This window comes from Klebsiella sp. GG_Kp146, from assembly GCF_040061975.1.
GTDB classification, from domain to species: domain Bacteria; phylum Pseudomonadota; class Gammaproteobacteria; order Enterobacterales; family Enterobacteriaceae; genus Klebsiella; species Klebsiella quasipneumoniae.
Map to the genome: position 1 here is coordinate 34,568 of NZ_JBEAHA010000005.1, position 15,122 is coordinate 49,689.

Here is a 15,122-nt window from a genome sequence, read left to right on the forward strand (position 1 = left end):
AACAATCCAATATCAACTTGTTAAAAAACAAGGAAGGCATATATGTTTGGTGCAGAACTGGTTATTGTCCTGCTGGCGATTTATCTCGGCGCCCGGCTCGGCGGCATCGGTATCGGCTTTGCCGGTGGCCTTGGCGTCCTTGTCCTGACGCTTATTTTTCAAATTAAACCGGGTGCGATCCCCTTCGACGTTATTGAAATCATTATGGCGGTGATTGCCGCTATCGCCGCCATGCAGGTCGCAGGCGGAATGGATTACCTGGTCAGCCTCGCCGAACGGATGCTGCGTCGCCACCCGAAATATATTACCTTCCTTGCCCCACTGGTGACCTGGTTTATGACCGTGCTCGCCGGCACCGGCCATACCGCCTTCTCCACGCTGCCGGTGATCACCGAAGTGGCCAAAGAGCAAGGCATCCGTCCGTCCCGTCCGCTGTCGATTGCGGTGGTGGCCTCCCAGATAGCGATCACCGCTTCGCCCATCTCCGCCGCGGTGGTGTTCTTTGCCGGGATCCTGGAGCCGCTGGGCGTTAGCTACCTGATGCTGCTGGCCATCTGTATTCCGGTCACCCTGCTGGCGGTGATGCTCACCGCTATCGTCTGCAATTTCCTCGGCTGCGAACTGAAAGATGACCCGGTTTACCAGGAGCGGCTGGCCAAGGGTGAGGTCAGACTGCGCGGCAGCCAGGTTTTTGAGCTGAAGCCGCACGCCAAACGTTCCGTTCTGCTGTTTCTGATCGGCATCGTGGCGGTGATGTTCTACGCCACGGCCATCAGCGATACCGTCGGTCTGATCAAAAACCCGGTACTACCGCGTAACGAGGCGATCGTGGTGTTTATGCTGACCATCGCCACGCTGATCAGCATCACCTGCAAAATCGACACCGGCGAAGTGCTCAATGCCAGCACCTTTAAGTCCGGCATGAGCGCCTGCGTCTGCGTGCTCGGCGTCGCCTGGCTGGGGGATACCTTCGTTAAAGCGCATATCAGCGATATCCAGGCCGTGGCCGGCGACCTGCTGCATAACTACCCGTGGCTGCTGGCGGTGGTGCTGTTCTTTGCCGCCACGCTGCTCTACTCGCAGGCGGCCACCACCAAAGCGCTGATGCCCGCCGCGCTGATGCTGGGCGTGAGCCCTCTCACGGCCATCGCCTCGTTTGCCGCCGTCTCCGCCCTTTTCGTTCTGCCGACCTACCCCACCCTGCTGGCGGCGGTCGAAATGGATGACACCGGCTCCACCCGCATCGGTAAATACGTCTTCAACCACGCCTTCCTGATCCCCGGCGTCATCGCCATTACGCTGTGCGTGATCCTCGGGTTTATTTTTGGCGGCATCATGCTGTAAATCTCTTCAAATTCGGGCCAGATCCTGGCCCGTTTCGTTAATCCTCCCCACCTTGCGTGCTATAGTGCCTCTTTTCGCTGATACGAGGTTCATGATGACTACGCCTGATGCTGTTGTTGTGCTCTGTACCGCGCCGGATGAAGCGACCGCCCAGGATCTGGCGGCAAAAGCGCTGGCCGAAAAGCTGGCCGCCTGCGCCACGCTCCTGCCGGGCGCCACCTCGCTCTATTACTGGGAAGGGAAGCTGGAGCAGGAGTATGAAGTTCAGATGCTGCTCAAAACCGATCTTGCCCATCAGCAGGCGCTGCTGGACTGCCTGAAGTCTCACCACCCGTATCAAACCCCTGAACTGCTGGTTCTGCCCGTCACGTATGGAGACAACGATTACCTCTCATGGCTTACCGCATCTTTACGCTGATCCTGCTGCTGTGCAGCGCGTCAGCCACCGCCGGGTTATTCGACGCGCCGGGGCGCTCGAACTTTGTGCCTGCTGACCAGGCCTTCGCCTTTGACTTTCAGCAGCAACAGCATGACCTCAACCTGAGCTGGCAAATCAAGGATGGTTACTATCTTTATCGTCAACAGTTTACCTTCCGCGCCGCCGGGGCGACGATCGCCGAACCGGCGCTGCCGGCGGGCGAGTGGCATGAGGATGAGTTTTACGGCAAAAGCGAGATCTTTCGCCAGCGCCTGACCGTCCCGCTGACGGTGAAGCAGGCGGACAAAGACGCCACCCTCACCGTCACCTGGCAGGGCTGCGCCGATGCCGGATTCTGTTATCCGCCGGAGACCAAAGTGATCCCGCTGAGCGCCGTGCTGGCGGCTTCGGTAGATGGCCGGGCGACCACCATTGACCCTGCGCCGCCGGCGAGCAGCCGTACGGCGTTCAACCCGCCGCTGCCGGTTGAGCCGCGTCCGGCCCCGGAGGTCGCCACTTCACCTGCGCCTGCCTCAGCGCCGCCCGCTGACGCCCCCGCTCGCCTGCCTTTCACCGCCCTGTGGGCGCTGCTGATAGGCATTGGTATTGCCTTCACCCCCTGCGTGCTGCCGATGTACCCGCTGATTTCCGGCATCGTGCTGGGCGGCAAACAGCGGCTTTCCACCGCGCGCGCCCTGCTGCTGGCCTTTATTTATGTCCAGGGGATGGCCTTAACCTATACCGCGCTGGGGCTGGTGGTGGCCGCCGCCGGGCTGCAGTTCCAGGCGGCCCTGCAGCACCCGTATGTGCTGGTGGGTCTGTCGGCAGTGTTTATACTGCTGGCGCTCTCCATGTTCGGCCTGTTCACGCTGCAACTGCCCTCCTCGCTGCAGACCCGACTGGCGCTGCTCAGCAATAAGCGCCAGGGCGGCTCGCCCGGCGGAGTCTTTGCGATGGGCGCTATTGCCGGGCTGATCTGCTCCCCCTGCACCACTGCGCCGCTGAGCGCCATCCTGTTATATATCGCCCAGAGCGGTAATCTGTGGCTGGGCGGCGGCACGCTGTACCTCTACGCGCTGGGCATGGGCCTGCCTTTGATTCTCGTCACCGTGTTTGGCAACCGTCTGCTGCCGAAGAGCGGCCCGTGGATGAGCCATGTGAAGACCGCCTTCGGATTCGTGATCCTGGCTCTGCCCGTTTTCCTGCTGGAGCGCATCCTCGGCGACCAGTGGGGATTACGTCTGTGGTCAATGCTTGGCGTCGCCTTCTTCAGCTGGGCGTTTATCACCTCGCTGGGCGCGACCCGGCCGTGGATGCGGCTGGCGCAAATCATTCTTCTTGCCGCCGCGCTGGTCAGCGCCCGTCCGCTGCAGGACTGGGCGTTTGGCGCCCCGGCGCCCGAGCAGCAGGCGCATCTGGCCTTCACCCGCGTCAGCTCGGTAACCGAGCTTGATCGGGCGCTGGCGCAGGCAAAAGGCCAGCCGGTGATGCTCGATCTCTACGCCGACTGGTGTGTAGCCTGCAAAGAGTTTGAAAAATACACCTTTCGTTCACCTGACGTGCAGCAGGCGCTGAAAGGCGTCGTGTTATTACAGGTTGATGTGACAAAAAACAGTCCGCAAGACGCCGCGCTGCTGAAGCGCCTGCAGGTGCTCGGTCTGCCGACGATCCTGTTCTTCAACGCGCAGGGCCAGGAACAACCCGACCGGCGGGTCACCGGCTTTATGGATGCTGCGGCATTCAGCGCCCATTTGCGCGATTGGCAAGCGTGAGCGACACTTTAGGAGGAAAGATGGAGGAGAACACCGTGCTACGTGAAGACGTCCTGGCAGAAGCCATTAAAATTCTTGAAATTGAAGGTATCGCCAACACGTCGCTGGAGATGGTCGCTGAGCGCGTGTCCTGTCCGACGAGCGACCTGAAACGCTTCTGGCCCGATCGCGAAGCGCTGCTCTACGACGCGCTTCGCTATCTGAGCCACCAGGTGGATGCCTGGCGCCGTCAGCTGCTGCTGGACGACACCTTAAGCGCAGAGCAAAAGCTGCTGGCGCGCTATAGCGCGCTTACCACCTGCGTCAGCAACCAGCGCTACCCCGGCTGTTTATTTATCGCCGCCTGCACCTTCTATCCGGATGCCCAGCACCCGATCCACCAGCTGGCGGAACAGCAGAAGCAGGCTTCGCTGGCCTACACCCATGAGCTGCTGACCCAGCTGGAGGTGGATGATCCGGAAATGGTCGCCAAGCAGATGGAGCTGATTGTCGAGGGCTGTCTGAGCCGTCTGCTGATCAAGCGTAGCCAGACGGATGTCGATACGGCGCGGCGGCTGGCAGAAGATATTCTGCGCTTCGCCCAGTGCCGTATGGGCGGGGCCTTAACCTGATTCTGATATCCTAACCGCCACGTCGCGCCTATAATTTCCCCCTCACTGATTGCTGACAGGGATTGATATGCGCGCGTTCTTTTGGGCTGCCTGGCTGGGGCTGTGCTCCACACCTCTGCTGGCGGCGCCCCTGCAAGGTTTTTCCTTTGCGCAAAAAGACTGGGAGCTCGCCTGCGATAACACTGGCACCTGCCGGGCGGCGGGTTACGGCGTCCGCATGGGCGAGGTCAGCGTGCTGTTGACCCGCAACGCCGGCAGCGAACAGCACCTCACCGCCACGGCCACCTTCGCGCAGATCGAACACGATATCCCCGCCGACTCCACCGCCAGCCTGCTGATCGACGACCGGGACCTCGGCTCGCTGGATGCCGTGGATGACAGCCACTTCCGTCTGGACAGCGATCAGACCTCCGCCGTGCTGCAGGCCCTGGCGAACCAGCGCAAAATCGAATTCACGCTTAACGGCCAGCACCTGCCGCTTTCCAGCGCCGGCAGCCGCGAGGTGCTGAGTAAAATGGATGCGTTTCAGCGACGAACCGGCACCGCCGACGCGCTGCTGGATAAAGGCGACGCGGGCGACGATGCCATTTTGCCCGCAGCCCCCGCCCCGGAAATCATCGCCGCGCCGGTGATCCATAACGCGCAACCTGTACCGCTGAGCATGCTCCAGCGCCAGAAGCTGTTGCCCGCCCTGACGCCGCTGCTGAACCAGCGCTGTGAAGACTGGCAGAACCCGGCCATTCCGGCGGCAGAGCGCCAGATCACCCTCACCGCGCTGGATAAAACCCATTCGCTGGCGCAGGCGCTCTGCTGGCGAGCGCCCTATAACGATGGCTATGCCCTGTGGCTGGTCGATAACGCCCAGTTGAGCAAACCGCGGCTGCTCACTACCGAGGCCTCCAGCTACGCCAACGGCACGCTGGTCTTCCTGCACAAAGAGCGGGGCATGGCCGACTGCGTAACCGGCGAGACGCGCGTCTGGGAGGGTAAAACCTTCGTTCCCAGCCTGAAGTACAGCACCGGTATGTGCCGGGAAATCACCCCGGGCGGCACCTGGATGCTGCCGACCTTTGTCAGCCAGGTGATCCCGAAGCAGCAGAAAGAAGCGGATAACCTGGCCCTGCGAACGCTGTATAACGCGGTGCTGAAAGCGCAAAAAAGCGATCCGGAACTGGCGCTGAACCGGGTCGCCGAGCAGTTTCCGTTAACCGGCCATATTACCGACTTCACGCTCACTTACGCCGATGACAGCCTGGTGACGACCAGCAAACCGTCCCCGGATATCAGCGATGACGAGTGGCAGGCGTTTCTGCGCTCCGCAATTAGCGCAGATTCAGAAAACGGTAAAGTCAGCTTTACGCTTATCGACCTCGACGGCGACGGCAAACGCGATCTGATCATCGACAGCTACGTGGGCGGCACCGGGCTCTTCAGCTACACCGGGGTACTCCGGCGCGGCGATGATGATTTTGCCGCCGTCAACGATAGCGACAGTGATAACGGCGATGATTTCGATGCCGGGGTGCCCGGCGCCCTCTTTTCGATCAATGGCCGCGGGGCCAACCAATGGAACCACTGGGTCAAAATCAACGGCCAGGTGTATGCCCTGTGGTACAACGGCCAGTTTGGCGAAGATAATCTCTATCTGCTGCGCCCGTTCAGCACCGCCAGCCAGACGCCCGCGGTGACGGTTCGCTATCGCTATACGCTGAACAGCATCCGCTCCCCGGAGAAAGACCAACCGCTGACCCCCAGCCTGAGCGACAGCGATAAAGCGGATCTGTTGCGCTCGCTGGAGGTGATGCAGGGCAACCTGCTGAAAGACAAACCCGCCAGCGACAACGATGCGCCGATCTGCCCCATTCCGCCCGGCGCCTCCACCGACGAGGCGGACAACTATTACAGCGGCGTTGCCGTTAACTATATCTATGAGACGGTGGCCTATATTCCGGTCTGGCTGAACGGAAAATGTTATATCGGCACCATTTTCAGCCATCATGGCGCCTATCGTCACGGCGTGGATGCGGAAATTACGCTGAGCTCGCCGCGGGAAGATGAAGAGGTCATTGGTGATTACCTGATCTCCGGGTTGCGCCACGTTATCTCCGTCACCAGCGGCTGGAAAAGCCGTGAAGGCGATAACGGCATGCAGTGATATTGAGTCAAAATGCGCCTTTGAACGCGGAATTGCCGCAAAGATAAGCAATCGACAAGTAATTTAAGAAATTTGGTTGACGGGCTGGGCGGATTACGGTTTAATGCGCCCCGTTGCCCGGATAGCTCAGTCGGTAGAGCAGGGGATTGAAAATCCCCGTGTCCTTGGTTCGATTCCGAGTCCGGGCACCACTTATTCAGAGAACCCAGCCTATGGCTGGGTTTTTGCTTTTCTGCATCCGGACTCTTCATCGAACTGCGTTCGATTATTCGCCGCACAGCGGCTCACCCCTTCGGGGCCAGCGCGACACGCGCGCTGTTCAACGCCTGCGGCGTTAGTCCGAGTCCGGGCACCACTATTTAAAGAACCCGCCCAAAAGGCGGGTTTTTGCTTTTCTGCATCCGGACTTTTTCATCGAACTCCACTCTATGATCCCCTGCCCGGCGGCGCTGCGCTTGCGCGGGCCTACGCTGTTTGAGCCTGCGCGAGGACCCGTAGGCCGGATAAGGCATTGATGCCGCCATCCGGCACAACCGCGGGCACGGCGTCTGATGTAGATCCCCCGGCGGCGCTGTGCTTGCGCGGGCCTACGCTGTTTGAACCTGCGGGAGGACCCGTAGGCCGGATAAGGCATTTATGCCGCCATCCGGCACAACCGCGGGTACGGCGTCTGATGTATATCGCCCGGCGGCGCTGCGCTTGCGCGGGCCTGGGGGTCAATGAAACGTCTGCGCAAACGCAGCGAAGAAAGGTATTACTCGGCGGCGGTTTTCCCTTTGCCGGGCAGCCTGAACGCTTCGCCATAGGGCTTCGCAATGCCCATGCGATACTGCGTCTCCTTTGCCGCCTGGTGGAGATCGGCGAACTCCTCTTTCGGCGCCGGCGGACGTTGCGCCTTTTTCAGACACTGATTGCGATGGTGACGGATCCACTCTCGGTCTTCATCGTCCAGGCAACGCTGCATCACCTCAATCCATCTGGATGCCGCCCGACGGTAGAGCCCGCAGGCTTCTAACCGCTCCGCAATACTGTCCCTTATTCTCATCCACCTCGCTCCTCTGATGCTTTCACGATATCTCATGGTATTCCGACGCGTGAGTCGGAATACCATGGTAGAGTTAATTTATGACAAAACTATTCCTCTGCGGCGCAAGGAATATAATCATTATAATAATCGCTGTGCATAGCAAACCGCCATGGCGGTAATTACTTCCAAAGAGCTCCGGAATTATATGCCGGGCGCCGCCCTGGATACCGACTGGTATCGACGGTTGTACCTATCAATATCTATTTAATTTATTACATTTCCATCGTCACATACCTTGCGATATCACCTGTTCCCTGTACAACCACGCCTTATGGCGATCGACCGGACTGGTCCAGCAGTTTATTTTTGAAGATAAATAAGCAGGCTTCATTAAAATTATCTAACCCCAGTCGCTCATAAAGCGCGGTCCGCTTGCGGTAAAGGCTTTTTAGCGAAGTATTCAGATTCACCGCCACCTCCTCCATTGTCATCCCCGCCCCAAGAAAACGCAGCATCAGCTGCTCTGTCATACTTAAGCGCAGATTGTCGAACCACTCTTTGGTCAGCCGCTTGCTCTTCATCTCGAGAAAAAGCCCAAATAAGGTCGCCATATCGGCGGGTGATAATGACATGTTTAAAAACGATTTCAGACTGAGTAAATGCTCTTCCCGATGGCGCATATCGAGGACAATACAGCATATTCGCTTTCTGGATTGTGCCGCCTCCATGACCAGATAATCGTAATGACAAAGCGGCGAACGGCTATCAACCAGCAGAGAGAGTTCATCAACCTCATTATCTAAAATCGCTTTTCCGCTAGAATCTAACTGAATGATATCAGGAAAGAAATTCTTAACTCCTTGAAAAAGATAGTGATCCTGGGTAACTAATATCATTGAATTTGCCACAAGTCTTCCCTTTAACATTTAATCAACAAATTCTCGTCAACCAGACGTTTTCCTTGCCCCTGGGGAACGCTCCGCATGGCGGTAAAAATAACGAGATCTGTGATTTATCATTAGCGCGGCATCTGAATCTGGCTGTGAAAAACCTCCCTGGGTGCGGACAGAAAATAAACGGATTAATTATAAATAAAAAAATCCCACAGAAAAGATGCTTTTTTTGCTATTGAGAATTTTTGTCAGAAATCATCTTAAATATCCATGAAAAACCTTTCTCCTCACTGCAATATAAGCCACCCAACAAAATTAAAACAAAATTTCAGCCAACTCCATTTTTTATTTATTTCAGTAAGTTAAAGGAACTCTCTTCAACATGGCGATTCGAATTAAACCATTTTTACAGATTTATCTTAAAACGCAGTTCGTCATTTAACCATATTTATCCGCTGCGGTATCGGGTATAAATTATCCATTCAATTATCCACAGGAGATATGTTTATTACTTTGCAATAAGTCATTCACCCGCAGTGCCAGTCAGCTAAATGGGACCATCCTCATCCTTTAACTCACCGTCAAAGGACGGTCGTGTTGTGCAATGGATTCTTGATGAACATATGGCAAATAGAAATGGAAAGATCACCTTATTCAAATACGTTATTGTTTAATCGCAACACGAAACTCTCGCTGTCAATCGGCGTGCTTTTGCTCTTCCCGACGCTGGTTCAGGGAGCGGACTCGCTCTATGACCAGCAGATCCTGCAAGCGCGCCAAGGCCAGTACGCCCCCTTTCTCTCATATCTTCAGCAATACCAGCTGCGGCATGCCTTAACCCCTTCTCAGGTTGCAGACTGGCTGCAGGTAGCCCTCTGGGCCGGCCAGGACGACGAGGTGGTGAAAGTCTGGCGACGCTATCAGGTCTATATGCCGCTTCCCGCACGGGCCACCGCCGCCGCGGCGCAGGCGATGCGCAACCAGAAACAGTGGCAAGCCTCGCTCCTCCTCTGGCAGCAGGCTCTCAGCCAGGCCCCCGACAGTGACGACTATCGTATCGGCTATATCAAGACGCTGGCCGATGCCCGCAAGGACGGCGAGGCGCTCAGCGAAGCGCGTCGCCTGGTGGCGGAGCAGGCGAGCATTGCCCACCTGCAGACCCTCTCTTATGTCTACCTGCGGCTTGGCAAGAGCTGGGATCAGCTGCTGGTGGACACGCAGATCCTCGATCGCGAACCACAGAACAAAGCCGCGCTGGCCAGCCTGATGGCGACCCTGACCCGTAACCGGATCGACTCCCCCGCCCTCGGCCTGGCGAATAGCGTCGAACTGACGCCCGCGGAAAAGCGCAACCTGCAGCTGAACGCCGCCGCCGAACTGGTGCGCCTTGCCGATACGCCTTCCCGTGAAGAAAATGCGCGTTACGCGCTGGCCCGCACGGCGCTGGCGCAATACGACGCGATGATCGCCGCCTGGCGTCCCGACCCGCAGGCCGCCCCGGACATCACCCGGGCGCGCATTGACCGTCTGGGCGCGCTGTACGCCTACGCAGACTACGCGCAGGTTATCCGCGAATACCAAAGCCTGATGGCACAGCAGCAGGTGGTTCCCGACTGGGCCATCGGCTGGGTTATCTCCTCTTATATCGCGCTTAAGCAGATTGAGCCCGCGTTGACGCTTATTCATCAGCATCCCTCGTGGCTGACGAGCCAACAGAATGAAGAACATGAGCTTTTCTACGCCCTGCTGGACACCGCTCAGTACCCGGCGGCGCAACGGTATGTCGCCCGACTCACCCGGAATGCGCCCTATATCCGTCATCTCTACGGCTCGCCGACGCCCCAGCCGAACGACGACTGGCTCACCGCGCAGTCGCTTAACGTGCACTATCTCTCCGCCACCAACGCCCTGCCACAGGCCGAAGCCCGTATGCAGCGCCTGGCGGCGACGGCCCCCGGCAACCAGGGGCTGCAGATCGACTATGCCGCCCTGCTGCAGGACAGAGGGCTGCCGCGGGCAGCCGAACGCCAGCTGAAAGCGGCGGAAGCCCTGGAGCCCGCCAGCCTGCAGCTGGAGCGCCAGCAGGCCTGGGTCGCCCTCGATCTGCAGGAGTGGCGGCAGATGGATCTGCTGACCGACGACGTTATCGCCCGCTCGCCACGGGATCTGAATACCCAGCGCCTGGCCAGAGCCCGCGAAATCCATCATTTCTCTGAGCTGCGCCTGAGCGTCGGCAAAGGGCTGCATTCCGACAACCCGGTGAGCGGTACCCACGACCTCAGTTTTGAGACGGCGATCTACAGCCCGCCGATAGCCGACAGCTGGCGATTGTTCGGCGGCCACCGCTTTGCCCAAGGTAATTTTGAAGAGGGGAAAGGCAGCCGTCGCCAGCTGTTCGCCGGTATTGAATGGCGTCCGCGCGACGCCTGGGGAGAACTTGAACTCTCCAGCGTCAATTTTCACGGCGAGAATAAGCCCGGCGTCCGCCTCTCCGCCGCGCACGACGTCAACGATCGCTGGCAGCTGGGCGGCGAGCTGGAGCGGATTTCGCAGCAGACGCCGCTGCGCGCGTTACGCAACGGCGTCAGCGCCAACCGCGGCGAAGGCTGGCTGCGCTGGTATCAAAACGAGCGCCGGGAGTACCGCGTCAGCGCAGCCGCCAGCCGCTTTACCGACCACAACCGTCGTCAGGAGTACACCCTCTCCGGTAAAGAGCGCCTCTGGCAGACCCCGTGGCTAACGCTGGATCTGCAGCCCGGTCTGTCGGCCAGCGCCAATAGCCGCACCGACACCGCGTATTACAGTCCGGCCCGCGACCTCGCGGCCACCGCGGCGCTGGCGGTCGATCACACGCTTTACCAGCGGTATGACACCGTCTGGAGTCAGCAGCTGCTCGCCGGCGGCGGCAGCTACTGGCAAAAAAATCACGCCGCCGGCGCGATAACGACGCTGGGCTACGGGCAGCGTCTGCGCTGGAACAACCTCGTCGACGCCGGGGTGATGCTGAACTGGGACAAACGCCCCTACGACGGTAAACGTGAAAACAACCTCGCTATCACTGTTGATGCAAACATACGGTTTTAAGGATGACCATGCTGAACACGACCCTGCGCAACGGCCTGATGCTTCTCGGCTGGCTGTGCCTTATCTTCAGCGTGCGTGCTGAGGAGGTCCCCTTCCTCGCCCCGCAGCAACGACCCCAGCTGGAGGCCAATAACCCCTGGCCGGCGGATCGCTTTCTGGTGCTGGCCTATCATGACGTCGAAGACGACGCCGCCGACCAGCGTTATCTTTCGGTGCGTACCAGCGCGCTTAATGAGCAGATCGCCTGGCTGCTGCATCACGGCTACCATGCCGTGAGCGTTCAGGACATTCTGGACGCGCATCATGGCCTTAAGCCGCTGCCGCCTAAGGCTTTTCTTCTCAGCTTCGACGATGGCTATAGCAGTTTTTATACTCGCGTCTGGCCGCTGCTTAAAGCCTGGAACGTTCCGGCGCTGTGGGCGCCGGTGGGCAGCTGGGTGGACACCCCCGCCAACCAGCCCGTTAATTTTGGCGGCCTGATGACGCCGCGCGATCGCTTCGCCACCTGGGAGATGGTGCGCGAGCTTAGTCGCTCGCCGCTGGTGGAGATCGGCGCGCACACCTGGGCCTCGCACTACGGCCTGCCGGCCAATCCGCAAGGCAGCCGCGAGCCCGCCGCCGCTAACCGCGGCTGGGATAAAACCACCGGCCGCTATGAAAGCGACGCGCAGTTTACCCGGCGAATGGCCGATGACGTGCAGAAAGTGACGGCGAAAATCCACGACGTCGCCGGGAAAGCGCCGCGCGCCTGGGTGTGGCCCTACGGCGCCGCCAGCGGCAGCACCCTGGCCATCGCCAAACAGCAGGGGTATCAGCTGGCGTTTACGCTGAACGACGGCCTGGGCAACGTGAAGGATCTGGATAATATTCCGCGCATGCTGATCGCCGGTAACCCGTCGATCAAGGCCTTTGCCAACGCCGTAACCCAGATCCAGGAAGCCGATCCTGTTCGGGTGATGCATGTGGATCTGGACTATGTCTATGACCCCAATCCCGTCCAGCAGGCAAAGAATATCGATAAGCTGGTGCAGCGCGTCTATGACATGAAAATCAGCCACGTCTTTCTGCAGGCCTTCTCCGACCCGCAGGGTGACGGCACGGTCAAGTCGCTCTATTTCCCCAACCGCTGGCTGCCGATGCGCGCCGACCTGTTTAACTTCGTCTCCTGGCAGCTGCAAACCCGCGGCGGGGTGAAGGTTTATGCCTGGATGCCGGTGCTGGCCTTCGATCTCTCGTCCGATCTGCCGCGCGTTCAGCGCTGGGATCCGCAAACCGGGAAGGCGTTACTTGCCCGTCAGCCCTATGTCCGCCTGTCGCCCTGGGATCCCCGGGTTCGCCAGCAGATCACCGACATCTATGAGGATCTGGCCCGACACGCCAGCTTCAGCGGGATTCTGTTCCACGACGACGCCGTGCTGACCGATTTTGAAGACGTGAGCCCGGAGGCGGTCGCCGCCTGGCGGCAGAGTGGCCTGGCGCACGATGCCGGCCCGGTGCCCCAAAGTCCGCAAGAGCGCCAGGCATGGATGCGTTTCAAAAGCCAAACCCTGACCCGCTTCACTCTGCAGCTGCGCCAGTCGGTGCATGCCATCCGCGGCCCGCAGGTAAAAACGGCGCGTAATCTCTTCGCCCTGCCGATCCTTGAGCCGCAGAGCGAAGCCTGGTTTGCGCAAAATCTGGATGACTTCCTTGCCGCCTATGACTGGACGGTCCCCATGGCGATGCCGCTGATGGAGTCCGTGCCGATTGACGCCAGCCAGGCCTGGCTGACGCGGCTGGTGCAGGCCGTCGCCCGCCGCCCGGGCGCGCTGAAGAAAACCATCTTTGAGCTACAGGCCAGAGACTGGAACCGACGCCAACGCAACGCCATTCCCGACCAACAGCTGGCGGACTGGATGCATTTGCTGCGGCTAAACGGCGTCAAAAACTACGGCTACTACCCAGACGATTTCATTAACAATCAGCCTGATATCTCCCGTATCAGACCGCAATTTTCTTCCTGGTGGTACCCTGACCATGACTGATCGCATCATCGCATTGTGCATTTTATGCCTCGTTTTCGGGCTGCCGTTAGGCGTCGCAGCGGTGTTTACCGGCGAGCTTATCCTCGACTTTGTCTTTTTCTGGCCGCTGTTTATGTCGGTGCTATGGATCACCGGGGGTCTGTACTTCTGGTTCCAGCTGGAGCGCCACTGGCCGTGGGGAGAGGAAACCCCGCCGCCGTCGCTGCCGGGCAATCCGCTGATCTCGATCCTGATCCCCTGCTTTAACGAGGAGAAAAACGCCCGGGAGACCATCAGCGCGGCGCTGGCCCAGCGTTACGCCAACCTCGAAGTGATCGCGATTAACGACGGCTCTTCGGACAACACCGCCCAGGTGCTCCAGCAATTGGCGCAGGAGGAGCCAAGGCTGCGGGTGATCCACCTGGCCGCCAATCAGGGAAAAGCGGTGGCGCTCAAAGCGGGCGCCGCCGCCGCGCGCGGCGATCTGCTGGTCTGCATCGATGGCGACGCCCTGCTGGACCGGGATACCGCGGCCTGGCTGGTCGCCCCGCTGATCCACTACCCGCACGTCGGGGCGGTCACCGGCAATCCGCGGATCCGCACCCGATCCACGCTGATCGGCCGCATTCAGGTAGGGGAGTTTTCGTCGATCATTGGCCTTATCAAGCGGACGCAGCGGATCTATGGCCGAGTCTTTACTGTCTCCGGCGTGATCGCCGCCTTCCGGCGTCAGGCTCTGGCGGACGTCGGCTACTGGAGCCCGGATATGATCACTGAAGATATTGATATCAGCTGGAAGCTTCAGCTCCGCCACTGGGACATCTTTTTCGAGCCGCGGGCGCTGTGCTGGATCCTGATGCCTGAGACCCTAAAAGGGTTATGGAAGCAGCGTCTGCGCTGGGCCCAGGGCGGGGCCGAAGTCTTTCTGGTCAACCTGCGCCGCCTGTTTCACTGGCAGCATCATCGGATGTGGCCGCTGTTTCTGGAGTATGCCTGCTCCACGCTGTGGGCCTTTGCCTACGCGGTCACCATTCTGCTGTTTATCCTCAGCCGCCTGATGCCATTGCCGGACAACCTGACAGTGCACAGCCTGTTTCCGCCTGAGTTCACCGGCATGCTGCTCGGCCTGATGTGCCTGCTGCAGTTCGTCGCCAGCCTGTATATCGAACGGCGCTATGAGAAAAAGGTCGCCAAATCCCTGTTCTGGGTGATCTGGTTCCCGATGGTTTACTGGATGATCGGCCTGCTGACCACGCTGGTCGCTTTTCCGAAAGTGATGTTGAAACGTCAACGTTCCCGCGCGCGCTGGGTGAGCCCGGACCGGGGAAAAGGAAGCCTGCGATGAATGAAAATACGCTCATCTTAACCGAACACCGCGTGCTGCCCCGGCTGGTGGACGCCGGCTTAACGCTGCTGGCCTGGCTCGGTTTTCTGTTCTTTCTCTACGCCAATTTGCTGATGCAGTTCATCGCGCCGCCCTCCCCGCGCTGGTCGTCGCTGATGGACTCCCTGAATACGGCGCTGGTGTATTTATTGATTGCCGCGCTGAACGGCTGGTTGCTGATCCTCTGGTACCACTATAACCGACGCCGCGCCCATACCCGGCGTCACACCGCGGTGCTTACCCTGCGAGATGAGGAGCTGGCCAGCAGCTTTAACGTCGCCCCGCAGATCATCTCCGAAATGAGTCGCTATAATTTGCTGACCGTTTACCACGATCACATTGGCCAGATTATTGATTTAAAAAGCCACGCGCTGCCGCCGCCCGAGGAGAGGGGTCAGGAATGATAGCAGGGCCGCCCCCGGCGGCCCTGA

At 59.4% G+C, this 15,122-nt stretch carries 11 protein-coding genes and 1 tRNA gene; 10 read left to right on the plus strand and 2 right to left on the minus strand.

All coding sequences use genetic code 11. The features are described from left to right. Positions 1–42: 42 nt before the first annotated feature. The 6 genes from ABLU95_RS07485 (at position 43) to ABLU95_RS07510 (ending at position 6,491) form a co-directional block, all read left to right on the plus strand. Positions 43–1,344: an anaerobic C4-dicarboxylate transporter gene (locus tag ABLU95_RS07485; protein WP_023291690.1), complete on the plus strand. Its 1,302-nt coding sequence runs from the start codon at positions 43–45 to the stop codon at positions 1,342–1,344. Positions 1,345–1,438: 94 nt separating this feature from the next. Continuing rightward, entirely contained in the window at positions 1,439–1,762 is a 324-nt protein-coding gene (cutA, locus tag ABLU95_RS07490; protein WP_004206404.1) for a divalent cation tolerance protein CutA, read from the plus strand. Beyond that, positions 1,738–3,534: a protein-disulfide reductase DsbD gene (locus tag ABLU95_RS07495; protein ID WP_241515950.1), complete on the plus strand. Its 1,797-nt coding sequence runs from the start codon at positions 1,738–1,740 to the stop codon at positions 3,532–3,534. The genes cutA and ABLU95_RS07495 overlap by 25 nt, the downstream gene beginning before the upstream one ends. Before the next feature lie 20 nt (positions 3,535–3,554). Then, the gene (locus ABLU95_RS07500; protein WP_023291688.1) at positions 3,555–4,145 is read left to right on the plus strand and encodes a transcriptional regulator; all 591 of its coding nucleotides are present in this window, start codon (positions 3,555–3,557) and stop codon (positions 4,143–4,145) included. A 67-nt stretch (positions 4,146–4,212) separates the two neighbouring features. Then, complete coding sequence (locus ABLU95_RS07505) at positions 4,213–6,300, plus strand: DUF1176 domain-containing protein (protein ID WP_101977443.1); 2,088 nt, start codon at positions 4,213–4,215, stop codon at positions 6,298–6,300. Between the two features lie 115 nt (positions 6,301–6,415). Further along, positions 6,416–6,491: transfer RNA gene (locus ABLU95_RS07510), tRNA-Phe, on the plus strand. 563 nt (positions 6,492–7,054) lie between these two features. Here the strand turns inward: ABLU95_RS07510 and ABLU95_RS07515 are convergent. Both ABLU95_RS07515 and ABLU95_RS07520 read right to left on the minus strand, forming a co-directional pair. After that, the gene (locus ABLU95_RS07515) at positions 7,055–7,411 is read right to left on the minus strand and encodes a PerC family transcriptional regulator (RefSeq protein ID WP_305953346.1); all 357 of its coding nucleotides are present in this window, start codon (positions 7,409–7,411) and stop codon (positions 7,055–7,057) included. A gap of 245 nt (positions 7,412–7,656) precedes the next feature. Then, complete coding sequence (locus tag ABLU95_RS07520) at positions 7,657–8,223, minus strand: LuxR C-terminal-related transcriptional regulator (protein WP_032454598.1); 567 nt, start codon at positions 8,221–8,223, stop codon at positions 7,657–7,659. A 633-nt stretch (positions 8,224–8,856) separates the two neighbouring features. Here ABLU95_RS07520 and pgaA point away from each other — a divergent pair. The 4 genes from pgaA to pgaD are packed head-to-tail and all read left to right on the plus strand — an operon-like array spanning position 8,857 to position 15,095. After that, positions 8,857–11,304 (plus strand): poly-beta-1,6 N-acetyl-D-glucosamine export porin PgaA, encoded by a 2,448-nt coding sequence (gene pgaA / locus ABLU95_RS07525; protein WP_348879165.1) that lies wholly within the window; start codon positions 8,857–8,859, stop codon positions 11,302–11,304. Between the two features lie 8 nt (positions 11,305–11,312). After that, positions 11,313–13,328: a poly-beta-1,6-N-acetyl-D-glucosamine N-deacetylase PgaB gene (gene pgaB, locus ABLU95_RS07530; RefSeq protein ID WP_348879167.1), complete on the plus strand. Its 2,016-nt coding sequence runs from the start codon at positions 11,313–11,315 to the stop codon at positions 13,326–13,328. Then, positions 13,321–14,652 carry a poly-beta-1,6-N-acetyl-D-glucosamine synthase gene (gene pgaC / locus ABLU95_RS07535; RefSeq protein ID WP_080901626.1) on the plus strand — a complete coding sequence of 444 codons (1,332 nt, stop codon included), beginning with the start codon at positions 13,321–13,323 and terminating at the stop codon, positions 14,650–14,652. The genes pgaB and pgaC overlap by 8 nt, the downstream gene beginning before the upstream one ends. Next, complete coding sequence (gene pgaD, locus ABLU95_RS07540; protein ID WP_101977440.1) at positions 14,649–15,095, plus strand: poly-beta-1,6-N-acetyl-D-glucosamine biosynthesis protein PgaD; 447 nt, start codon at positions 14,649–14,651, stop codon at positions 15,093–15,095. The genes pgaC and pgaD overlap by 4 nt, the downstream gene beginning before the upstream one ends. The last annotated feature ends 27 nt before the right edge of the window (positions 15,096–15,122 follow it).

Bases quoted from the DNA above. Each gene is read 5' to 3' on its own strand.
- ABLU95_RS07520 (WP_032454598.1), bottom strand. From the start codon at position 8,223: ATGATATTAGTTACCCAGGATCACTATCTTTTTCAAGGAGTTAAGAAT.
- ABLU95_RS07495 (WP_241515950.1), top strand. From the start codon at position 1,738: ATGGCTTACCGCATCTTTACGCTGATCCTGCTGCTGTGCAGCGCGTCA.
- pgaC (WP_080901626.1), top strand. From the start codon at position 13,321: ATGACTGATCGCATCATCGCATTGTGCATTTTATGCCTCGTTTTCGGG.
- pgaA (WP_348879165.1), top strand. From the start codon at position 8,857: ATGGAAAGATCACCTTATTCAAATACGTTATTGTTTAATCGCAACACG.
- pgaB (WP_348879167.1), top strand. From the start codon at position 11,313: ATGCTGAACACGACCCTGCGCAACGGCCTGATGCTTCTCGGCTGGCTG.
- ABLU95_RS07485 (WP_023291690.1), top strand. From the start codon at position 43: ATGTTTGGTGCAGAACTGGTTATTGTCCTGCTGGCGATTTATCTCGGC.
- cutA (WP_004206404.1), top strand. From the start codon at position 1,439: ATGACTACGCCTGATGCTGTTGTTGTGCTCTGTACCGCGCCGGATGAA.
- ABLU95_RS07505 (WP_101977443.1), top strand. From the start codon at position 4,213: ATGCGCGCGTTCTTTTGGGCTGCCTGGCTGGGGCTGTGCTCCACACCT.
- pgaD (WP_101977440.1), top strand. From the start codon at position 14,649: ATGAATGAAAATACGCTCATCTTAACCGAACACCGCGTGCTGCCCCGG.
- ABLU95_RS07515 (WP_305953346.1), bottom strand. From the start codon at position 7,411: ATGGTATTCCGACTCACGCGTCGGAATACCATGAGATATCGTGAAAGC.
- ABLU95_RS07500 (WP_023291688.1), top strand. From the start codon at position 3,555: ATGGAGGAGAACACCGTGCTACGTGAAGACGTCCTGGCAGAAGCCATT.